The 21,439-nt window shown below is 41.0% G+C and carries 19 protein-coding genes; 9 read left to right on the plus strand and 10 right to left on the minus strand.

Translation table 11 applies throughout. The features are described from left to right. The first annotated feature begins 43 nt into the window (after positions 1–43). Together nfuA and J2Y37_RS09965 are read left to right on the plus strand one after the other, a co-directional pair. Positions 44–682: a Fe-S biogenesis protein NfuA gene (gene nfuA, locus J2Y37_RS09960; RefSeq protein ID WP_004670351.1), complete on the plus strand. Its 639-nt coding sequence runs from the start codon at positions 44–46 to the stop codon at positions 680–682. A 173-nt stretch (positions 683–855) separates the two neighbouring features. Further along, on the plus strand, positions 856–2,901 hold the full coding sequence (locus J2Y37_RS09965) for a ligand-gated channel protein (protein WP_349032702.1): 2,046 nt from the start codon (positions 856–858) through the stop codon (positions 2,899–2,901). 26 nt (positions 2,902–2,927) lie between these two features. Here the strand turns inward: J2Y37_RS09965 and J2Y37_RS09970 are convergent, their stop codons facing one another. Together J2Y37_RS09970 and J2Y37_RS09975 are read right to left on the minus strand one after the other, a co-directional pair. Beyond that, complete coding sequence (locus J2Y37_RS09970) at positions 2,928–3,938, minus strand: hypothetical protein (RefSeq protein ID WP_349032703.1); 1,011 nt, start codon at positions 3,936–3,938, stop codon at positions 2,928–2,930. A 25-nt stretch (positions 3,939–3,963) separates the two neighbouring features. Continuing rightward, positions 3,964–4,974 carry an alpha/beta hydrolase gene (locus J2Y37_RS09975; protein WP_349032704.1) on the minus strand — a complete coding sequence of 337 codons (1,011 nt, stop codon included), beginning with the start codon at positions 4,972–4,974 and terminating at the stop codon, positions 3,964–3,966. A 237-nt stretch (positions 4,975–5,211) separates the two neighbouring features. Here J2Y37_RS09975 and J2Y37_RS09980 point away from each other — a divergent pair, with 237 nt between their 5' ends. Both J2Y37_RS09980 and aac(6')-I read left to right on the plus strand, forming a co-directional pair. After that, positions 5,212–5,826, plus strand: coding sequence for a carbonic anhydrase (locus J2Y37_RS09980; protein WP_349032705.1), 615 nt, complete (start codon positions 5,212–5,214; stop codon positions 5,824–5,826). 88 nt (positions 5,827–5,914) lie between these two features. After that, on the plus strand, positions 5,915–6,352 hold the full coding sequence (gene aac(6')-I, locus J2Y37_RS09985) for an AAC(6')-Ighjkrstuvwx family aminoglycoside N-acetyltransferase (protein ID WP_349032706.1): 438 nt from the start codon (positions 5,915–5,917) through the stop codon (positions 6,350–6,352). Between the two features lie 21 nt (positions 6,353–6,373). On the opposite strand, the gene J2Y37_RS09990 is transcribed toward aac(6')-I, so the two are convergent. Then, positions 6,374–6,976 (minus strand): arylesterase, encoded by a 603-nt coding sequence (locus tag J2Y37_RS09990; protein ID WP_349032707.1) that lies wholly within the window; start codon positions 6,974–6,976, stop codon positions 6,374–6,376. Between the two features lie 64 nt (positions 6,977–7,040). On the opposite strand from J2Y37_RS09990, the gene J2Y37_RS09995 reads away from it, so the two are divergent. Together J2Y37_RS09995 and J2Y37_RS10000 are read left to right on the plus strand one after the other, a co-directional pair. Then, complete coding sequence (locus tag J2Y37_RS09995) at positions 7,041–7,760, plus strand: ABC transporter ATP-binding protein (protein ID WP_241322767.1); 720 nt, start codon at positions 7,041–7,043, stop codon at positions 7,758–7,760. Further along, complete coding sequence (locus J2Y37_RS10000; RefSeq protein WP_349032708.1) at positions 7,757–10,243, plus strand: FtsX-like permease family protein; 2,487 nt, start codon at positions 7,757–7,759, stop codon at positions 10,241–10,243. Before J2Y37_RS09995 ends, J2Y37_RS10000 begins: the two co-directional genes overlap by 4 nt. A 145-nt stretch (positions 10,244–10,388) precedes the next feature. Here the strand turns inward: J2Y37_RS10000 and J2Y37_RS10005 are convergent, their stop codons facing one another. Both J2Y37_RS10005 and J2Y37_RS10010 read right to left on the minus strand, forming a co-directional pair. Beyond that, the gene (locus J2Y37_RS10005) at positions 10,389–10,814 is read right to left on the minus strand and encodes a VOC family protein (protein WP_241322765.1); all 426 of its coding nucleotides are present in this window, start codon (positions 10,812–10,814) and stop codon (positions 10,389–10,391) included. Positions 10,815–10,940: 126 nt separating this feature from the next. Then, a complete protein-coding gene (locus tag J2Y37_RS10010) occupies positions 10,941–11,741 on the minus strand; it encodes a rhomboid family intramembrane serine protease (RefSeq protein WP_005197861.1) in 801 nt (266 codons plus the stop codon). 94 nt (positions 11,742–11,835) lie between these two features. On the opposite strand from J2Y37_RS10010, the gene mtgA reads away from it, so the two are divergent. Both mtgA and ppk1 read left to right on the plus strand, forming a co-directional pair. Continuing rightward, on the plus strand, positions 11,836–12,510 hold the full coding sequence (gene mtgA / locus J2Y37_RS10015; RefSeq protein WP_349032709.1) for a monofunctional biosynthetic peptidoglycan transglycosylase: 675 nt from the start codon (positions 11,836–11,838) through the stop codon (positions 12,508–12,510). Between the two features lie 112 nt (positions 12,511–12,622). Then, positions 12,623–14,701: a polyphosphate kinase 1 gene (gene ppk1 / locus J2Y37_RS10020; protein ID WP_005197858.1), complete on the plus strand. Its 2,079-nt coding sequence runs from the start codon at positions 12,623–12,625 to the stop codon at positions 14,699–14,701. Positions 14,702–14,748: 47 nt separating this feature from the next. Here ppk1 and J2Y37_RS10025 read toward each other — a convergent pair whose 3' ends face one another. From J2Y37_RS10025 to J2Y37_RS10045, 5 genes are all read right to left on the minus strand, one after another. Continuing rightward, entirely contained in the window at positions 14,749–15,792 is a 1,044-nt protein-coding gene (locus tag J2Y37_RS10025) for a nitronate monooxygenase (protein ID WP_349032710.1), read from the minus strand. Positions 15,793–16,062: 270 nt separating this feature from the next. Next, positions 16,063–17,067, minus strand: coding sequence for a cytochrome d ubiquinol oxidase subunit II (gene cydB, locus J2Y37_RS10030; protein ID WP_349032711.1), 1,005 nt, complete (start codon positions 17,065–17,067; stop codon positions 16,063–16,065). 1 nt (position 17,068) lies between these two features. Further along, complete coding sequence (locus tag J2Y37_RS10035) at positions 17,069–18,502, minus strand: cytochrome ubiquinol oxidase subunit I (protein WP_241322761.1); 1,434 nt, start codon at positions 18,500–18,502, stop codon at positions 17,069–17,071. A 153-nt stretch (positions 18,503–18,655) separates the two neighbouring features. Beyond that, positions 18,656–19,105: a DUF2946 family protein gene (locus J2Y37_RS10040; protein ID WP_349032712.1), complete on the minus strand. Its 450-nt coding sequence runs from the start codon at positions 19,103–19,105 to the stop codon at positions 18,656–18,658. Between the two features lie 176 nt (positions 19,106–19,281). Beyond that, a complete protein-coding gene (locus J2Y37_RS10045; protein ID WP_349032713.1) occupies positions 19,282–19,983 on the minus strand; it encodes a VIT family protein in 702 nt (233 codons plus the stop codon). 243 nt (positions 19,984–20,226) lie between these two features. Between J2Y37_RS10045 and J2Y37_RS10050 the strand changes: the two genes are divergently transcribed. Further along, positions 20,227–21,438, plus strand: coding sequence for a hypothetical protein (locus J2Y37_RS10050; RefSeq protein WP_349032714.1), 1,212 nt, complete (start codon positions 20,227–20,229; stop codon positions 21,436–21,438). The last annotated feature ends 1 nt before the right edge of the window (position 21,439 follow it).

Raw genomic sequence — 21,439 nt, forward strand, 5'->3', positions numbered from 1 at the left:
CATCTTCGGTTAATATAACGACATCAGCTTGAGGATTAATGTTATGTCGACTGAGAACACCAACACTGCCGCAGCAGAACAAATTCCAAACCTTTTAATTACTCCCTCTGCACAAGAGTATTTGAGCGATTTATTAGAAAAGCAAAATACTCCAGGAATTGGCGTTCGTGTTTTTGTAGAGCATCCGGGTACGCCACGTGCTGAGTGCTGTATGGCTTACAGTGCGCCTGATGAGGTTGCACCGACCGATTATAAACAGGATTATCCAGATTTTCCTGCTTATGTAGATGCACCATCAATTCCGTATTTAGTCGATGCGGTGATTGACTACAACAAAGATCGTTTTGGTGGTCAATTGACTTTCCGTGCACCGAACTCAAAAGTTCCGCGTGTGGGGCCTGATGCATCTATCGAAGAACGTATTACCTATATCTTGCAATCTGAGATTAACCCAGGATTGGAAGGGCATGGCGGTAATTGTAGTTTGGTTGAAGTCAAAGATGACCCAGAACACGGCCTTACTGCGGTATTGAAATTTGGTGGTGGTTGTCAAGGCTGTTCAGCGATTGATGTGACCTTGAAACAGGGCGTTGAAACGACTTTACAACAGCATATCCCTGAATTAAAACGTGTGGTTGACCAGACCGATCATACGCAAGCAGAAGGTGCTTATTTTAAGTAATTAAACGCTAAAAGTAAGACCCAAATAGTCTCTTAAACGAGACTATTTTTTTATCAAATTTAATTTTATTAATGATAGTAATTATCACTACTGTTTACAATTATATCCAATATTGTTACCATGATACGTGAAATATCCACTTTTAAATCATATGTTATTTTATTGGAATTTATATGTCTAAACAGTCAGCTCTCTCATTGCTATCTATATCTGTTCTAATAGGGATGTGCTCAGTTGGGAATGCTTCAGCAAATGAAGCCGAAATAAAAACGAACAATAAAAATGAAAAATATAGTAATAATAATGCAACTCAACTGAGTACTATTGTCGTTACTGCAAGTGGATTTGAACAAGATATTAAAAAGGCTGCAGCGTCAATTTCCGTTCTCACACAAGAAGAAATCAATAAGAAAGCATATCGTGATGTGACAGATGCACTAAAAGATGTGCCAGGCGTTGTTGTAACTGGCGGTGGTAGCTCAAGCGATATTAGTATTCGTGGTATGGGCAGTGCTTATACGGTGATTATGGTCGATGGGAAAAAAATAAATACCCGTTCAGTTCGACCAAATAGCGATAACTCAGGGATTGAACAAGGTTGGTTACCGAATATTGGTGCAATCGAACGCATTGAAGTGATTCGTGGTCCGATGTCTGGATTGTATGGTTCAGATGCAATGGGGGGGGTAATTAACATCATTACCAAAAAAAATGCCACGGAATGGACGGGATCAATCAAACTTGATACCACACTACAAGAGAACTCAAACTCAGGTAACTTATATCAGTCAAATGCATATATTTCAGGGCCGTTGATTGCCAATCTTTTATCATTTAAAGCCAATGGTTTATTTTCCCAACGTGATGAAGATGATATCTATGGTGGTTATAAGAAACAAAAAATGCGCGCAGGCGGTGCGGTATTTAGCTTAACACCGAATGATGATCACACCATTGACTTGGAATATCAACGCTCTATTCAAGCGCGTAACGCAACTGTGGGTAGAACAATAGAAAACAAACCAAATAAACGTGGTGAGTATCCTACAGATTCACTCACCAATTATTATCGTACAGAATATAGCTTAACGCATCGCGGTCAAATTGGTGCTGTAGAAACAAATTCCTATATTCAGCGTGAAGAAAATGATAATCCATCACGCAATATGGAAGCGACCAACACCACATTTAATACAATCAATAAAATTAATTTTGATCGTCATAGCCTTAGTTTTGGTGGTATGTATTTAAAAGAAGAATTAGATGATCAAGGTAACCAATTGAGTGTGGGTGGTGCAAAACCTATTTCACATCTTGATCGTTATAGCTGGGCATTATTTGCTGAAAATGCATGGAATATTGTTGATGATTTTACTTTGACCAGCTCACTTCGTTTAGATAAAGACGAAAAATTTGGTGATCATTGGAGTCCAAAAGTGTATGGAGTCTGGGGCTTAAATGACAATTGGGTGATTAAGGGTGGCATATCGACGGGCTATAAAACACCAGCACTTCGTGCAACTGTTGCAGAATGGGGACAAGCTACAGGTGGAGGCCAAAGCAATGGCGTTATTGTCGGAAATCCTGACTTAAAACCTGAGAAAAGTGTGAACTATGAAGTTTCATTTAACTGGGACAATCTCGAAAATCTAAATGCAGGTTTAACAATTTTTAACAGCGAATTTAAAGATAAAATTACTGAAGTAAGAACCTGTCAGGGAGATGCTGGGTCACGTGGCTGTGATTGGTTGGGCGAGAAGTTCGATTTTGTAAGTCTGCGTGAAAATGTGGATAAAGCCAATATGCGTGGTGCTGAAATGACTTTTGGTTGGAAAGTTTTGCCAAATGTGAACTTACGTGCCAATTATACCTTTACTGATACAGAACAAAAAAGCGGTATAAATAAAGGCAAACCGCTAAATGAAATGCCAAAACATATGTTCAATACCACCGCAGATTGGGAGATTAATGATCAGTTCTCAAGTTGGGGGCGAGTCAACTACCGCAGCAAAACCTCTGATTATTTAAGTCGCACCGAGATGGCAAAGGGTAAACCTGCTTATACGATGGTTGATGTCGGATTGAACTATAAACCAACACAAAATATCGCCTTTGCGGCGGGTGTTTACAATCTGTTTGATAAAGAGATTGATACAGAGACCTATAATTATGTGCTCGATGGTCGTCGTTACAATCTTGGCGTGACGTATAGCTTCTAAGTTCGATATAGCGCAAACAAGGCGCATTAAGCGCCTTGTTTTTTGAATATTTCAGTCACATGTTCTGAATAATAAAACTTTTCTAAATAAGTGCGAGCACGTTGTCTTAGATAACCCGTTTGAATGACTTGTCCTAAGATGGGCGCTAGTAAGTTGCTTAATTCATTTTCAATCAAATTTTCATCAATATTAAGATCACGTAATAACAGATCAAAAGTCCGTTCTTGGTTTCGGGCATACCATGCATAAACACCATCATGGACTTGTTGTTTTAAATAATCTGTTTGACGAATATGCCCCCAAATATTATGTCCCATGCCGACCGTTTTAGGTAAATCCTGTACTTCGACATAGTTCCGCAATACCGATAAAGGCATGACTTTAATTTTATGCCAAAGATTGGCTTGGAAGTGATAGAGCTTGTCATCATTAAAATGTTGATTTAAAACCTTCTCACTCATTTGGCTAATTTTTAAAATATTCTTCTGCAAATAGTGGCCAATGGTTTCATTGAGATTAGAGTCAGTCACCGTTTCCAAAACCGACTTGCCCATTTTCATAAAATGTCCAACACCAGGAACACGTTTAGACATCACTGAATTATCTAAATAGTCTTGAATCGAATGTTGGATCAGTTGCGTAATCAGCGCAGAAAAAGCAGGGTTGTTGACTATGGTTCTAATCAGACGTTGGCGATGACCACTTTTACTGGCAACGTATTGTGCAATCGAATCGATGGTTAAAACGGGGATGACATCTTCAATTGTGGTTTGCTCATTCAGCGGATGAATCAAAGCGAAACGGATGTGCTCAGCAATTTGCTCAACTAAAAATGAACTTGCGGGTGTTGCTAAAATTTGTTTTTCAAGCAGTTCAAAAATCTGTGGAAATGACCAAATCTGTTGTAATTGCTGTAAACGTAACCAATGATAGAACTGTTTAAACTCATGTTGAATGGTTTCTGTTTGTGCAAACTCCTGATCAAGGAAATCAAGTTGCGCATCGATCAGTTGTTCTATCATTGGATGTTTAGACATAAAATTTCAAATCACTTGTTTAAACTTATGGCGACGGGGCAGTTGCAGGTTTAGCTGCCTGAATCTTGCTCAAGAATGGCAAATATTGTTGAACCACCAATTGATCTGCTTCTAAGATTGGCATGTGACCAACTTTATCCAGAATCACAGGTGTTTGAGCATTTTTCAACAGGGATTTGAGTTCAGAAGCAACCTCTACATTGATGATTTTATCCTGTTTTCCCCACAAAATTAGGGTAGGTGCGTCAATCGCTCTAGTCAACAAAGCAAATGAATCAGGCGTGTACAATTTATTTAGCGCGATTACCTGTTCCATCATTTTCTTGGTTTGCTCGACTTGTCCAATCATCATCCGCTCTTGGGCTTGTGCAATTTCTTTTGGAATAAAAGGCGGAGCATACATGGCTTGTTGCATGAGGAAGTTAAAATCACCTTTTTTGCTCACCACCATATTTCTAATTTGATTTGGATCTTTTAAATACGGTGTTGTTGCCGTGCGATACACACCAGCGGCATTGATTAAGAATAAGCTCTTGGTCTCAAATGAATATTGGCCTGCATAGAGCATGGCAACGGAGCCACCCAATGAGTGACCTGCGATATGTGCTGGACCTGTGAGGTTAGCTGCTTCGATAAAGCGGCGTAATTTTTCGGTGACATTGGGAACTGAATAATCAAATTCTTTTGGAACTTGGGTTTCCCCACTGGCAGGTAGATCTGGAATAATGACGTGATAATTTGCGGTTAACGCTTGTGCGACTCGATTCCAATTGTCTCGACTGCCGGCTAAACCATGAATTAAAACGATGATTGGTTTCCCTGCTTGACCGCCTTCGCTATAAGACCATGTGATATCGCCTACTTTTAATGTTTTGCTTTGTAGGCCAGCCCATGCTCGTTCTTGTTGTAATAAATTTTGAAAACTCATCTCAATTTCAGCAGCTTGTGTTGTGCTTATTGCAACTGCTGATAGGCTGCAAGCCAGTAATGCAGCAATGAATGTCTTACGCAATGGCACCGAAAATAGGGTATTCATCTTTACTCAGTCCTTGATCTATTCTTAAATCAATTGATTATTGAGGATGTTACTCGGGGAGTCATTTGCATAATCTACAGATGTATGGAAATTCTTGCCAATGAAATCATCATTTATGCGTCATTTTTATGATCAAAGGAGTGTCCTTTGTTCGATGAGTTTCTATTTTGGTCAGTGACTTTCAAACTTGCGCAGATTAAACTCTTTGCTCATGTTAATCATAGATGGATTGTACACATGCTCACTGCCAAAGAAACTCTAGAACGTTTAAAAGCTGGTAATGCTCGTTTTGTGAAAGGGGAAGCAACCCAACAGAAATTTCTCTCTCACCAAGAGCGCGCCGAAATGGCAAGTGAACAAAATCCCTTTGCAATCATTCTAGGTTGTTCAGATTCGCGTGTGCCTGCTGAAATGGTGTTTGACCAGGGCTTAGGTGATTTATTCGTGATACGTGTAGCAGGCAATATCGTTGCACCGTCACAAGTCGGCAGTGTTGAGTTTGCTGCTGAACGATATGATTGTGCAGTGGTTGTTGTTTTAGGGCATAGTCATTGTGGTGCGATCCAAGCAACAATTGATACTTTAAAAAATCCAGATCAACCGCCATCATCAAATTTGATGTCAATCGTCAATCGAGTGCGTCCTTCGGTAGAAATTTTGATGCAAACTGAATTAAAAGATGATTTGAAAAAATTATCTGCTCATGCTGTTCGTTCAAATGTTTTCGCATCGGTGAATCAGTTACGTCATGGTTCAAGTGTGTTGGAAAGCTTAATTGAGAAAGGCAAGATGATCGTTGTTGGCGCCGAGTATTCGCTTGAAACGGGTGAAGTGACGTTCTTTGATTTTTAGAATAATATAAATGGCTAACTTTCAAGTTAGCCATTTTTCTATTTAGGTCGTTTTTCACGCTGTTCATCAAAGCAGTGGTGGTTATGTTATGAATATTAAACCAGCATCAGAAGCTTCGCTCAAAGATTGGTTAAAACTAAGAATAAAGCTTTGGAATGATCTTGAAGAATCACATTTGCAAGAGATGCATCAGTTATTGGCTGAAAAGCATGCATTACAATTATTAGCCTATTCGGATGATCAGGCGGTTGCGATGCTAGAAGCATCTATTCGGTATGAATATGTAAACGGGACAGAGACTTCTCCCGTGGCATTTCTAGAAGGCATTTATGTACTTCCAGAATATCGTCGCTTAGGTGTAGCAACTTTACTTGTTCGTCAGGTTGAGGCGTGGGCAAAACAATTTTCTTGTACTGAGTTTGCATCTGATGCGGCATTGGACAATGTCATTAGTCATGCAATGCATCGTGCATTGGGTTTTCAAGAAACGGAAAGCGTTGTTTATTTTAGTAAAAAAATAGATTAATCAAACTTGGGGCACAACGCTTTACAGCGCCCCTCGAATATACGGATAAGCCAAGTTAAGCATAATCGATTGTGCTTTGGCATTTGGGTGAACTTGATCATTTTGCATCAAACTTTTATTACCTGCGACACCTTCCAAAAAGAAGGGCAGTAACTTAATACGATATTGCTGGCTTACAACTTTATAATTATTTTCAAAAGCGGTGCTATATGCCGTTCCATAATTTGGTGGTATTTTCATACCAAACAGTAAAACAGTGGCTTTTTGTTTCTGACTGAGTTGTACCAATTGAGCTAAATTCTTTTGAATCATTTGTGGTGGTTGCCCACGTAATCCATCATTTCCACCTAGCTCAATGACTACAACTTCAGGTTTATAGGTCTGTAGTAGTTTCGGTAATCTTGCGAGCGCACCACTGGTGGTTTCTCCACTGACACTTGCATTGACCACCTTGTGCTGTTTCGGATACTGTTGGTCTAAACGTTGTTGTAATAAGTGAACCCAACCTTGTTTGGCATCAATACCATAACCTGCACTCAGGCTATCACCCAATATCAAAATCGTCTTTGCCGAAACCAGTGTTGGTAGTAAACATATCAGTAGTGTGGCAAGCAGTTTAGACATAGATAAGATCACTTTAGGTGTTTGCATAACCGTTAAAAATTTGTTCTACAGGATACCTAACATCATGCCACAACCGATTATTTCTGCCCGAAAAGTTACACAAAATATTCAAATTAATCAGCAAACTCTAACCATTTTAAAAGAGATTGATTTAGATATTTATCAGGGAGAGCAAATTGCGATTACAGGTCGATCAGGTTCAGGAAAATCAACGCTTTTGGGGATTTTAGCCACTTTGGATCGACCAAGTTTGGGAGAGTTGTGGGTCTGTGAACAAGCGGTACATGCTTTAACTGAAGAGCAACGTGCGCAGGTTCGATTAGAAAATATTGGTTTTGTTTTTCAGTCTTTTCAACTTTTGCCTCAGCTCAGTGCTTTAGAAAATGTCATGCTGCCATTGCGTTTACAACCTGATTTTAATTTCAAACATGCGGAACAAAAAGCATTGGCTTGGTTAGAGCGTGTGGGCTTGATTCGTCAAGCACAACAAACGCCCAAAGTTTTGTCTGGTGGTGAACAACAACGCGTGGCGATTGCCCGTGCATTGATTGCCGAACCCAAAATTATTTTCGCAGATGAACCGACAGGAAATCTGGATGGGCAAACGGCAGAAGAGATTGAGCAACTTTTATTTGATTTAAATAAAGAACTTGGCACGACTTTAGTGCTGGTAACGCATGACCAAAATTTAGCTGCATTATGTCAGCGGCATGTCAGGCTTGTGGATGGTCAAATTCAAGAAATCATCAAAGCTGAAGACGAGAGCGCTGAGGAAAGGGTATGAATTCGATTGTAAAACCCCTACTGCTACAAAGTTTTCGTACAGGTGGATTGTATCTATTAATTATTGCGCTCTCTCTCGCGATTAGCGCAACCACAGCTTTAAAATTTAGCAATACTCAAGTCCAAAATGCCGTGACCTTGCAAGCAGCGGAAATGCTCGGTGCAGATCTAGTCCTGTCAGATCAGGAGCCGATTCAATCTAACTGGCTGCAACATGCGGAAAAACTGAATTTGCAACAGGCCTTTGTGACCATATTTGGATCAATGGCACATACCCAAGATCAGTTTGTGATGGTCAATGTCAAAGCCGTGGATGAGGGCTTCCCCTTGCGTGGGAAACTAGAGATCTCACCTCAAGCTAAATCCATTCAGCCCGGACAAGTCTGGTTAAGTCCAAGGGCAATGGATTTATTGCATGCCAAGCTAGGTGATCAGGTTGCCATTGCGGATGGTGAGTTTACGGTTACAGGGGTGATTGAGCATGATTCAAATCAAGAACTTGGTTTTTCAGGTTTTTCGCCCACGGTGATTATTCATCGTGCAGATATTGCAAAAACCAATGCCGTTCAAATTGGCAGCCGTATTGAATATCGGTTGTTAATGGCAGGTTTGCCTGAACAAGTGAATGCCTTTCAACAGATATTTAAACAAGACACTGGTCATGAGCAGCCGTTAGATCAGGCAGTTGATCAACAGATTGAAAATACCGAACAAACAACGTTAAAACTACGCGATGCCAGTCAATCCAATACTCGACTGATGAAACCGATTGAAAATCTAGATACTTTTCTACAGCTCGCCAATTTATTGACGATTCTACTTTGTGGTATTGCGATTGCTTTGACCAGTCAACGTTATGTACAACAAAACCAAGATCATATCGCCTTGATGCGTTGTTTGGGCGCAAGCAAATGGCAAATCTTAGCAGCCTATTTGGTACTGCTTGGTATTGTCAGTCTTTTGTCAATTGTGATTGGAAGCTTGATGGGCATCGCTTTGGGCTATGGGTTATTGCAATTGATGTTGCAGTTGATTCCTCAGCTACAACTGAGCTTTGCAATGAGTGATTTACTCATGGCATTGCCGATTGCGATTTTTACCAGTGTGATGGTGTTGATTGGTTTTATCTTGCCGAGTATTTGGGAGTTACTAAATACACCACCGATTCGAGTCATACGCCAACAAGTGCGCTCGCGAAAATCTCATATTGCGATGTTTGCTGTTGGGGTTGCCAGTCTAGTCGCTTTTAGTTTGGTATTGAGTGACAACATCCAGTTAAGTTTGTTGGTGTTGAGCGCGATTTTAGTACTTTGTGCTGTGCTCTATGCCGTGATTTGGCTGTTACTAAAAGCGATTAAACAACTGAAACACCCATTATCAGCTTATGTCCGCATTCCTCATCAAACGGCATTACAGATTACGGCTTTGGCTTTAGGTTTGAGTTTGATTACGGTACTGAGTGTTTTGCGAACTGATTTACTCGAACGTTGGCAGCAACAGCTACCAGAGGGAACACCTAACCAGTTTGTCTATGGGTTGCCTCCTTTTGATATGCCAGAGCTCAAGCAACAACTGGAACAAAATCAGTGGCAATCAACGCCGCTCTATCCGAATATTCGAGGTCGCTTGATTGCGAAGAATGGTGAAGCATTTGCACCTGAATTGATTCAGCAAAATAACTCTTTACGCCGTGAACTTAATTTGACTCAATCAGCGCATTTCCCAACTGACAATGTCATTACAAAAGGGGCGACAGAATTTAGTCATGTTGCTCAAGTTTCGGTGGAAGAAAAGTTAGCCAATGAGCTTGATATTCATATCGGTGATCAACTCAGTTTTAGTCTGCCAGAGGGAACGTTACAGGCCACGGTGATTAACTTGCGCACAGTCGAATGGGAAAGTTTTAGTCCAAATTTCTTCTTTATTTTTTCTCCTGAAACGATGGATGAAAATGCAGGCAGTTACTTGGGAAGCTTTTATGTGCCACCCGCAGATCAAGCAAAAATGGTGCAACTGATTCAACAATTTTCCAATACGGTATTTATTGATGTCGGGCGGATTCTGGATGAGGTAAAACGTTTAATGAACGTGCTGGTTCAGATCGTGACTGTACTGGCAATGCTGGTCGGGTTATCAGGCATCTTGGTGTTGATCGCCTGTCTGAATGTGTTGATGGATGAGCGCCGTAAAGAAGTGGCTTTATTGCGTTCCTTTGGTATAGCCAAAAATAAATTAAAACGGATGCTGAGTTTGGAAATCGGTTTTATTGGGTTATTGGCAGGGATTGTCGCATGTCTTTTTGCTGAGGTGATTAGTGCGATTGCCAGTCACAAGATGCAAATGGCAGTGCAATGGCATCCTGAAATCTGGTTGATTTTACCTTTAAGTATGATGCTGATTTGTACCTTAATTGGTCGTTATCGTCTCAGCTATTTATGTGATATTCCACCATTGCAGAGCTTGAGGGAAATGAATCAGTCGTAGAAAGCGGACTAATTTTGACGCAGGAACTCATGCTATTTCAGAGCTAAATCCTGCGTCAAAAAATGATAAGTAAATGTATAGTCTTTTAGATAGAGTCTGTAATTTTAATCTAATAGAAATTAAACAAAGAAATCAGGGGGCAGAACTAGTCGGTTGGCGGCATTATATGCGGGTTCCAAACAATTTCCCAAAGATGCCCATTGGGATCTAGAAAGTATCCAGCATACCCCCCATAAAAAGTATGTTGGGCTTCTTTGACGATGGTAGCGCCTGCTTTTTTTGCAGTTTGCATCAGCTCATCCACTTCATTTTTATCAGTGACATTATGTCCAATTGACATGGCAGTTGAACTAATCGGGTGTTTTGTTAACCCAGCATCCATAGCAAGATCATCTTGAGCAAAGATTGCAAGCTTAAGCCCATTTTGAAGATCAAAGAATGCAACAGCACCATGTTCAAACTCTAGGCCAACAATACCTTCAGTCTGAAGTCCAAGCCCATCACGGTAAAAAATAAGAGATTGTTCTAGGTTAGTCACGCCAAGCGTTAAAATGGAAATGTGAGGTCTCATATCTGTCTCCCTTTTGATTTGATAGATGTACTTATCCGATGTAAGTACATTCTTCGTCATGGGCCGTCAGTCAAATGTTGCTGACATATTATAATGTGACAGCTCGATGTGATGAGCGTAGCGCGTTTACAGTTTGTTTTGCATCAAAATCTCATACCACAATGGATGAAGTTCAGTGCTTAATTGAGTACAGTAAAAATAGAATCCCGCGAGTAATAACGTTGCAATGATGATGGCTGCGATTTGGATAAAATTGGTTTTCACCGTTTTTTGGCTAAAATACCAAGCGCCCGCGAGCAATGCACCCATGATCATGCCGCCAATGTGTGCAGCATTATTGATGCCTGAAACAGTAAAACCAAATACAAGGTTGATACCCATAATCAAGAGTAAGGATTTTTTATCTAACAAAAACCGTTGTCGTGGCAAAGTTGGAAATAGCGAGATAACCGTCAGTGCAGCACCTAAGCCCATGACTGCGCCTGATGCACCTGCACTGATTTTCGGTAATAGTTTTACATCAAAGTGTTGTAATAATTGGTATGCATCTAAAATACTCAGATAGCTGGAAAGCACACTGCCCATTAACCCTGCTAGAAAATACAGAGCAATATAATAAGTCCGACCAAACAGTTGTTCGGCAATACTACCAAAAATGTATAATGCCCACATATTCAGCATCAAATGGATCATACCAAAATGAAAAAACATGCTGCTGAGTAGTCGTTCGGGCTGACCCAAGAACGTCAGAGGTGTGAAATCTGCACCCCAAGCAATTGCATCAACCGGTGAAGGATCGGTAATATTCACACCAGTGAGAATTTGCCAACTAAATAATCCGACATTGACGGCGATCAATAACGCTGTAAACCACCATGTTTGCATCTGTAATTTTTGATTGATTTGTGGTGGAGTTGTTTCAGTCATATGCTTGGCGAGTCATTGAAATAAAAAATAGCTTAGCATGAATCAAAGTCTGTTGACATTACGCAGACTGATGCAGAAGGAGTAATGCACTTTAATGAAAGCCTTTTTAGCCCGTGTTGTGATGCTGATCGTCGGCGTGATTTTGCTCATTCAGCTTTGGATTTTTAGCAGTTTGGTATGGTGGCGAACCCAGCCTGTCAACACAACCATGTTTATGCGTTTAGACTATTGGTCTGACTTGAAACCGATTCAACACGACTGGCGTGATTATGATCAGATTAGCGATAACTTCAAACATGCTGTTCTAGCTGGGGAAGATGCCAAATTTATTCATCATCATGGTTTTGACTGGGCAGGTATTCAACATGCCTTAGAACGAAATAATAAAAAGGGTGAGGTGGTGGCTGGTGGTTCGACTATTTCACAACAATTAGCGAAAAACTTATTTTTGTATAACCAGCGCTCATTTATTCGTAAGGGACAAGAAGCCGTCGCAACATGGATGATGGAGCGGATGTGGTCCAAACGTCGCATTTTAGAAGTGTATATGAACTCGGTTGAATTCGGGCAGAACATTTATGGCGTAGAAGCCGCAGCTCAATATTATTATGGTAAAAGTTCAAAAAACTTAACGCGTGAACAAGCGGCTTTTCTTGCTGCGTTATTACCCAATCCCAAGTATTACCAAGACAATCGCAATGATCGAAAGCTGCAATATCGTAAACGTGTGATTTTGAAATATATGAATGGCACACAAAAGCCGCAGTAAATTTATCTAAATGCGAAAAAGCTCAATATTTTTGGGCTTTTTTACCAAATTGACATATTTTTGCAGCATACTTAAATTATCACTTGATGAATGATAATGCACAAGGTTCGGTATGAATACTGCAGTGACGACAACAGCGCCAATAGAATATAGTTACAACGATCGTTATATTAATCGAGAACTCTCTATTCTTGATTTCCATTTACGTGTGCTTGAACAGGCCGTTGATCCACTTCATCCATTGTTGGAACGGATGAATTTCCTACTCATTTTTTCACGTAATCTGGATGAGTTCTTTGAAATTCGTGTAGCAGGCGTGATGGAACAACTGACCTTGGGCAATGAAAGTCGTACGCCCGATGGTCTAACACCAAAGCAAGTAATGGAGCAAATCTCCATCACGGCACATGCTGCGATTGAACATCAATATCGTATTCTCAATGAAGAAATTTTACCGAAGTTACGTGAAGAAGATATTTGCTTCTTACGTCGTGGGGAATTAACACCTGCACAATCTGCTTGGATTAAAAAATATTTCCAAGAACAAGTTGCACCTGTTTTAACACCGATTAGTCTTGATCCAGCACATCCATTTCCACGGTTGGTGAACAAAAGTCTCAACTTTGTGGTGACATTAGAAGGTAAAGATGCCTTTGGTCGTCAAATTGATTTGGCTGTTGTTCCAGCACCGCGCTCTTTACCGCGTGTCGTACGTTTACCTGATGAACTCACCGACGGGAAAGAACATCATGTGATGCTTTCTGCGATTATCCATGAGCATGTATCCGACTTGTTCCCTGGCATGACAGCAACAGGATGTTATCAATTTCGAGTCACACGAAACGCCGACTTGGCTTTGAATGAAGATGTGGAAGACTTGGCCAAAGCCTTGAAAGGTGAGTTGAGTTCGCGTCGTTTTGGTCGTGCGGTACGTTTAGAAGTTACGCAGAATTGTCCAAAGCATATCTATGATTATTTATTGGCTGAGTTTGAGTTGGGAGAAGAGCAACTGTATAAAGTTGATGGCCCTGTCAATTTAGCGCGTCTATTGTCAAACTTTAAACGCCCACATTTGCGCTATGACTCGCATACGCCGATTTTGCCAAGAGTATTTAAGAAGTCAGAAAGCATCTTTGCAGCGATGCAAAAACAAGAGATTTTATTACACCATCCGTTTGAGTCATTTGCGCCTGTGATTCAGTTATTACGTGAAGCGGCGCGTGATCCACAGGTGTTAGCGATTAAGCAAACCTTGTATCGCAGTGGCGCAGACTCGGAAATTGTACAGGTGCTTGCAGAAGCTGCACGTAATGGCAAAGAAGTGACTGCGGTTATTGAATTACGTGCGCGCTTTGATGAAGAATCCAATATCGAAGTTGCCAATGTGTTGCAAGAAGCGGGTGCTGTGGTGGTGTATGGTATCGTGGGTTATAAAACCCATGCCAAGATGATCTTGGTGGTACGCCGAGAAAATAACAAATTGGTTCGTTATGTGCATTTGGGCACAGGCAACTACCATGCAGGCAATGCTCGAATTTATACCGATTATGGGCTCATGACCACCGATAAAGAACTCTGTGAAGATGTACATCGCGTGTTCCAAGAGTTGACGGGTATGGGCAAAATGGCAAAACTGAAAAAGTTATTGCACGCGCCATTTACCTTACATGCACATTTGATTAACTTTATCGATGATGAAATTGCCAATGTGAAAGCGGGTAAACCTGCACAAATTATTATTAAAGTGAATGCCTTAACTGAAGTTCATCTCATTAATAAATTGTATGAAGCCTCGCAGGCTGGTGTACAAATTGATTTACTTATCCGTTCTATTTGCTGTTTGCGTCCAGGTTTGCCAAATTTATCTGAAAATATTCGTGTGCGCTCGATCGTAGGACGCTTTTTGGAACATACCCGTGTCTATTATTTTAGCAATAATGGTAATCCACGTATTTATTGTTCGAGTGCCGACTGGATGGATCGCAACTTATTTAATCGTGTAGAAGCTTGTTTCCCAATAGAGGAACCTGCTTTGAAAAAACGGATTTATCAGCAAGGCTTATTGAACTATCTCAAAGACAATCAACAAGCGTGGTTATTGCAAGCGGATGGGACGTGGCAACGTGCCGCACCAGCAGAGGGTGAAGCACCTTATAACGCGCAAAGAACGTTATTAGAACTGTTTAAGTAGACAGCAATAAAAAATCGACCTGTATAGGTCGATTTTTTTAATGAATTTTATCGCGTTGTGATTTCTACGATCAGTTGATTGACTAAATCGGCAGCTTCTAACTCTCGAATCTGAGCCACATTACTTCCTGCCCAAAAAGCGCCATAGCTAAAATCATCGTGTTGACTCGCGATCCCCATCAGTTGTTTGGCTAAATCATAGCTATATGGATATGCAGGTACAGTGGGACGATGCGGGCTATCAATTTGGGTATGCCATGTTCCGAGTAAACCGCGAGCAGGACGTCCCGATAAACTGGCACTGATTTGGGTAATTTTTTGACTAAATAATGCTTTGCGATAAGCGGCGTTGGCACTGGAACTTTTACATTGCACAAAGGCTGTGCCTAATTGTACAGCCGCCGCACCCAGTTTAAACATGGTTTTGGCGTGATCACCATTCATGATGCCACCTGCTGCGACTACAGGGCAGGTACAATGTTGGGTGAGTAGTTGAACAAGGTCACTGGTTTTGATTGCGGCATCAATATGTTGATTGAAAATACCACGATGCCCACCCGCTTCGATGCCCTGTGCAATAATAATATCAATGCCTGCGGCTTCGATTTCCTGTGCTTCAATCAAGTTAGTGGCTGAAACCATAGTGACAATTCCAGCTTTTTTGAGTGCTTGGATTTGATGGGGATGTGGAATCCCGAAATGAAAACTGACGGCTTTGGGCTTGGTTTCTAAAACAACATTGAGGAAATCATCATTTTCTAAAAAACTCGGATAGATGCACTTCAACTGTGTTGGTGCAACAGCATCAAATTTAGCAAATTCAGGTTGTAAATATTCAATCCATTGCTTGGCGATCTCAGCATCGAGTGCTTCTGGTTGATGACAAAAAAAGTTGACTTGAAACGGGCGATCCGTCAGTTCTTGCGTTTTTAAAATTTGCGCTTTGGCTGATTCAGGTGTATTCGCGCCAAGACCTAGAGCGCCGAAAGCGCCTTGATTTGAAACTTCTGCCGCGAGTGTTGGTGTAGAAACACCCGCCATAGGTGCAAGAAAAATGGGATGTTTTATATCTAATAATTCTAAAACTGACATGTCATTTACCTCATTTCTTTGTACTCAACATAGCTTAGATTTTAAAAAAATAGCAAATAATAATGGTTATTTAGTTAAAGAATAGAAAGCTTACTGGAGAAGTACATAGGTGTTTGACCAATGATCGGTCAAACACCCAGAAAAGAGATTATTGGTAAGCAAGCATCAATAAGCCTTTAAAGAGTCCAGCGATGATCGCTAAGCCTAAAAAGCCAACCAGCCACAAGCCAATGAACCATTTGATTTGTGATTTTTTCATTTGCTTTCACCTCAATGATAGCCGTCGTCACCAATACGAACTTTGTCTCTAAAAATCCAGTAACCCCAAAAGGTATAGACCAAGATAATTGGAATCATAATAGCCGCACCGACCAAGGAAAATAGCTGACTATTTCTTGGCGCTGCCGCTTCCCATATCGTGACTGATGGCGGGATGATGTAAGGCCAAAGACTGATGACAAAGCCTGAATACGCAAGAAACATCAGCATGAGGGTATAAACAAAAGGTTTGTATTCACTTCGTTTTACACAGGCACGCCATGTTAAAAATGTAAATGTGATCACTAAAATTGGCACAGGGCTAAAATATAGTAGTTGCGGTAAGGCAAACCATTTTTCAGCGATTGCAGGCTGACTATAAGGGGTATACAAACTGACGACAGCGAAAATAGCCAATAGGGTGAAGATCAGTTTTGGCATCAGGTTGTACATTTTGTTTTGCAATTCCTGATCGGTTTTCAGGATGAGCCAGCCACAACCCAAAGCCGCATACATCACGACTACACCGAAACCAGTAAATAGTGCAAAAGGAGTCAGCCAATCTAAACCGCCACCGACGTATATACCATTCTCTGTTTTTAAGCCCTGAATGTAGGCACCTAAAATGACACCTTGGAAGAAGCTCGCCAGTGTTGAACCCCAGATAAATGCCATGTCCCAAAGTGCTTTAGAACGATTGGCTTTGAAACGAAACTCAAATGCAACACCTCTAAAGATTAAGGCAATCACCATTAAGGTAATTGGCATATATAGTGCGGATAAAACCGTGGCGTACACGATTGGAAACGCTGCGAACAATCCAGCACCGCCTAATACCATCCATGTTTCATTGCCATCCCAAACAGGCGCAACGGTATTCATCATTACATCTCGTTCTTGTTTTCCTTTTATAAAAGGGAACAAAATGCCGATACCGAGATCAAAACCATCGAGCACCACATAGATCAATACACCAAAGGCAATAATCATTGCCCAAATGAGAGAAATATCCAGCATGTTATTCTCCTTTGCCTTGATCTTTGTTTTCAAGGCTGTCATCAACAGCACTTAAAGGACGCATTGGGGTTTTAAAATGTCCAACGCCTCCAGTCTCTGGTATTGGTGTATCGATAAACTGAGGACCTTTGTGTATCAGTTTGAGGATGTAGTAAATACCTGTACCAAATACGATGGTATAGACCACCACAAAGATAATCAGCGTGAGTCCAACTTGTTCGGCAGAAACACTGGATAAGGCATCTTTAGTCCGTAAAACACCATAAACCACCCAAGGTTGACGCCCCAATTCAGTGGTAAACCAGCCTGCCAATAAAGCGATGTAGCCTGTTGGTCCCATGATCAGAGCGAATTTATGAAACCATTTCTTTTCATAAATCTGATCTTTTCTGCGTAGAATTAACCCGACAATCGCCAATAAAACCATCAGTGTGCCGAGGCCCACCATGATACGGAAACTCCAAAACACCAAGGTTGAGTTTGGTCGATCTTCAGGTGCAAACTCTTTTAAACCTTTGACTTCACCATCGAGACTATGTGTGAGAATCAAGCTACCCAAATAGGGGATACCCACCGCATATTTGGTGGTCTCTGCTTGCATATCAGGGATACCAAAAAGGTAAAGTGGCATAGGTTCATTGACATTGGTTTCCCAATGTCCTTCCATCGCAGCGAGTTTTGCCGGTTGATATTTTAAAGTATTTAAACCGTGATGATCACCAATCACCACTTGTGCTGGTGCAGCAAATAAGATCATCCACATCGCCATTGAAAATGATTTTTTGACCAATGCATCACGGCGACCACGAAGTAAGTGCCAAGCAGCCGTAGCCGCCACAACCAAGGCAGAAACAAGAAATGCAGCCACTGCCATGTGTGCAAAACGATATGGAAAGGATGGGTTAAAAACGATCGCGAACCAATCTGTAGGAACGATGATGCCATTTTCAATCGCAAAGCCTTGCGGTGTTTGCATCCAGCTATTGGAGGACAATATCCAGAACATCGAGATACATGTACCGATAGCTACCATCAGCGTCGCAAAGAAATGCGCTTTTTCACTGACTCGCCCCCAGCCAAATAACATGATCCCGAGGAATCCAGCTTCGAGGAAAAAAGCCGAAAGCACTTCATAGGTCAGTAATGGCCCTGTGATACTTCCTGAAATACGGGAAAACTCACTCCAGTTGGTGCCGAACTGATAGCTCATCACCACACCTGAAACCACGCCCATACCAAAAGTGACGGCGAAGATTTTAAGCCAATATTTATATAAATCTTTGTAAATCGGATCGTGGCTTTTTAGCCATTTCCACTCTAACACTGCAAGAAAACAAGCCAGTCCAATAGAGGTAGCAGGAAAAATAATATGAAAGGAAACAGTAAAGGCGAACTGGATACGTGCCAGTTCTAATGCAGTTAAACCTAAGTCCATAGCGAATTCTCCAGTTCAGAGGGAGTCTGTTGAATATCATCTAAACACTGTATTTTTTTAGCGATGTATATCGCTGGCTTTCGCTGCACGGCAGCAAAAGAAATTCGATAAAGCATATATAACTCACTTTCTCAATAAATAATTTTTGACAAACTAAATCACTGAAAAAGCAAGCGGTGGGGCACGACCTTGAGGAATAAGAAATAGGCGTTGTAAAGAAAAGAAGAAGCTGATGAACACTTGCTGTAGGTGCAAATACCGCACCTGTAAGCGAACCAAGACTTCTTGAATACCTAATGTTGGAGGAACGACCAATTGCCCGTAGAAAAAACAGAATGGGCATTGATGATTAAAATCATGTTGATGTACGTGAGTGACTGAGTTTGAAATGACCTGATCTGCGGCAACGCTATGATGATTATGCTCAGCATGTGAGTGGTGCGCATGCAGATCCTGTTGAGGTCTAAATTGGGATGACAAATGCAACACAGTCTCACATGCAGGAGAAATTTGATATTTCTCTGGCAAAAGTGGCTGTAGAAAAACAGCAATCTGTAATGCAATTGTTGCAAATGCAAACAATATCCCAAGTCGATGTATCAAAACACTTCTCTACATTGGTCAGTTCTGAACTGCGAGGATCAAATTTAGTGGAATATTCACACGAACTATAGATCCTTCAGCTATCTCTGATCATACAACCAAACGATAGAAAAAGCTTTATTCCGCCGTAAATTAATTGTTATACACCAACTCGAATTTTGGAAAAGCAAACATTGTTAAAGTGCTTGAACATTGAATAGTGAACCGACCCAGCTAGAAAATAACATGGCGAGAATACCCCACAGCGTAATGCGTAAGCTGCTTTTTAGCATAGAGGTGTTGGCAATGTATCCTGACATTGCACCCAATAATGCGAGAGATAAAATCCCCGTGAGCATCACCGTCTGCGAAATATAAGCTTCGGCACTGAGTAAAATGGCGAACATTGGAAGGGCAGCACCGCAAGAAAAAGCCACAGCAGATGAGAGTGCGGCTTGAATCGGATTGGCTGCGGTATTTTCATGGATGCCTATTTCATCTCTGGCATGTGCACCTAAGGCATCATGTGCAGTCAGTTGTGTTGCGACTTGGTGCGCCAGTTCAGGTTCTAATCCTCGCGATATATATATTTGTGTTAACTCATTCAATTCGGCTTGAGGATTCTTTTTTAATTCCTTTGCTTCAAATTTTAAATCCGCTTTTTCAATGTCTTCTTGAGATTTTACTGACACATATTCACCAGCCGCCATTGAGGTTGCACCCGCAATCAGTCCAGCGATACATGTAACTAAGAGCGTCTGAGAATGCGCGCCACTGGCAGCCATGCCCATGACTAAACTGGTGACAGAAATAATCCCATCATTTGCACCAAGTACTGCCGCACGAAGCCAGCCAGAACGTTGTATCACATGAGGTTCAGCATGGTGTGAAAAAGTCATAATGTTCTCTATTTAGGTTTCATTTAATTTTGAATACAAAAAAACAGAGCATCAGCCCATTTTTGAGTTATAGATATTGATTTTTATCAATGATTCATCAACTTAACTTGCTTATAAAATAACTTATTTTAACCATTCGATAACGATGATTTAGTTATAATATGTGAATAACATAACATTATAAATTGAGTTGAATTGACCTTTCCTAACATTTTATATCGGTATTCTGAGTTGAGATCTGCAATGAAAAAATCAAAAAATAAGCTGAGTCATACCTTGTTTATGTTGGGTCTTTTATTCCCGATACAGCAGGTGATGAGTGCCGAGTCTGATTTTGTCAAAGAGGGCGATGCTGCTTATAAGCCGGGCAATCCAATCTATGACCGTTGGGACAGTTTTTATAAAATTGAACAAAGCCAGCCTGAACAAGCAGAAAAAATCTTATTGGAGCTTGCACAACTGACGCCACAGGATATCAAAGTGTGGAAAAGTCTGACCTATTTACAAATTCGTTTGAATAAGCCACATGAAGCTTTGCAAAGTGTACGTCAAGCATCACAGCTTGCACCGCAAGATGACCAACTCAAATTACAACAGGCTTATTTACTCAATCAACAAAAAAATAATAAAGAAGCGTTGTCGATGTTCAAAAGTTTAACCACATCCAGTGATGCCGATATCGCGACCAAAGCACAACAAGCGGTGCAAAACTTAAGTGGTGGGGCAGTCAAACCCGTATTCAAAGATATTTATTTTGCACCATCTTATGAGTCGCGCTATGACGACTTCATTTTTCCTCTAAAAATGCGCTATGGGCGTAACTTGGATAATGGTCGTGCACAAGTCTATGGTTTTGTGAATCTTAACCGTGACACAAAATCTAAAGGTGGTGTCCGTCCAGAAATCATTGATGAAAATGCAGCGACTGTCGGTGTGGGGGCGAATTACCAGCCGTGGTTATCTTTACCGATTCGAGCTTATTTAGAGGTTGGCGGTAGTTATGATTTGATTGACCGCAATCGGGATAGGTTTCGCGAAAGTGTGGTGGGTGGTTTAACGGGGTATCAGGAATGGTACGCAAATCCAAGTGCGGAAAATCGCACGATTTGGAATGATTATTTTACCGATCTGTATGGCAATGTGGCAAGTTACTCGCGTGAGGACTATAACGTGATCGCAGATTTAAGATTACGCTCAGGCTTTAATGTCTACCGAGGTGACACGGGGACAGTACAAGCTTATGCCAAACTACATGCATTAGCTGACTCTAAAGGTGAAAATTATAATAATTTATTTGAATATGGCGCAGGAGTGGCTTGGCAGCCTTTCAATTATGTGCCAGTAAAATTACGAGTAGAACGGCTGTATGGGCATTATCTCAAGGATGCCTTAGCCAATGGTCAAGATCGCTATAACAACACACGTACCGAACTTGTATTTTATAAGGATTTCTAAT

Source organism: Acinetobacter sp. 3657 (genome assembly GCF_031456775.1).
In the GTDB taxonomy this organism is placed as follows: Bacteria; Pseudomonadota; Gammaproteobacteria; order Pseudomonadales; family Moraxellaceae; genus Acinetobacter.

What these genes read in the sequence shown, in the direction of transcription:
- J2Y37_RS10050 (WP_349032714.1), top strand. Translation starts at nt 20,227, where the DNA reads ATGAAAAAATCAAAAAATAAGCTGAGTCATACCTTGTTTATGTTGGGT.
- J2Y37_RS09975 (WP_349032704.1), bottom strand. Translation starts at nt 4,974, where the DNA reads ATGAATACCCTATTTTCGGTGCCATTGCGTAAGACATTCATTGCTGCA.
- J2Y37_RS10045 (WP_349032713.1), bottom strand. Translation starts at nt 19,983, where the DNA reads ATGACTTTTTCACACCATGCTGAACCTCATGTGATACAACGTTCTGGC.
- J2Y37_RS09980 (WP_349032705.1), top strand. Translation starts at nt 5,212, where the DNA reads ATGCTCACTGCCAAAGAAACTCTAGAACGTTTAAAAGCTGGTAATGCT.
- J2Y37_RS09965 (WP_349032702.1), top strand. Translation starts at nt 856, where the DNA reads ATGTCTAAACAGTCAGCTCTCTCATTGCTATCTATATCTGTTCTAATA.
- J2Y37_RS10000 (WP_349032708.1), top strand. Translation starts at nt 7,757, where the DNA reads ATGAATTCGATTGTAAAACCCCTACTGCTACAAAGTTTTCGTACAGGT.
- J2Y37_RS10005 (WP_241322765.1), bottom strand. Translation starts at nt 10,814, where the DNA reads ATGAGACCTCACATTTCCATTTTAACGCTTGGCGTGACTAACCTAGAA.
- ppk1 (WP_005197858.1), top strand. Translation starts at nt 12,623, where the DNA reads ATGAATACTGCAGTGACGACAACAGCGCCAATAGAATATAGTTACAAC.
- J2Y37_RS10035 (WP_241322761.1), bottom strand. Translation starts at nt 18,502, where the DNA reads ATGGACTTAGGTTTAACTGCATTAGAACTGGCACGTATCCAGTTCGCC.
- J2Y37_RS09970 (WP_349032703.1), bottom strand. Translation starts at nt 3,938, where the DNA reads ATGTCTAAACATCCAATGATAGAACAACTGATCGATGCGCAACTTGAT.
- cydB (WP_349032711.1), bottom strand. Translation starts at nt 17,067, where the DNA reads ATGCTGGATATTTCTCTCATTTGGGCAATGATTATTGCCTTTGGTGTA.
- J2Y37_RS10025 (WP_349032710.1), bottom strand. Translation starts at nt 15,792, where the DNA reads ATGTCAGTTTTAGAATTATTAGATATAAAACATCCCATTTTTCTTGCA.
- nfuA (WP_004670351.1), top strand. Translation starts at nt 44, where the DNA reads ATGTCGACTGAGAACACCAACACTGCCGCAGCAGAACAAATTCCAAAC.
- J2Y37_RS09995 (WP_241322767.1), top strand. Translation starts at nt 7,041, where the DNA reads ATGCCACAACCGATTATTTCTGCCCGAAAAGTTACACAAAATATTCAA.
- J2Y37_RS09990 (WP_349032707.1), bottom strand. Translation starts at nt 6,976, where the DNA reads ATGTCTAAACTGCTTGCCACACTACTGATATGTTTACTACCAACACTG.
- mtgA (WP_349032709.1), top strand. Translation starts at nt 11,836, where the DNA reads ATGAAAGCCTTTTTAGCCCGTGTTGTGATGCTGATCGTCGGCGTGATT.
- J2Y37_RS10010 (WP_005197861.1), bottom strand. Translation starts at nt 11,741, where the DNA reads ATGACTGAAACAACTCCACCACAAATCAATCAAAAATTACAGATGCAA.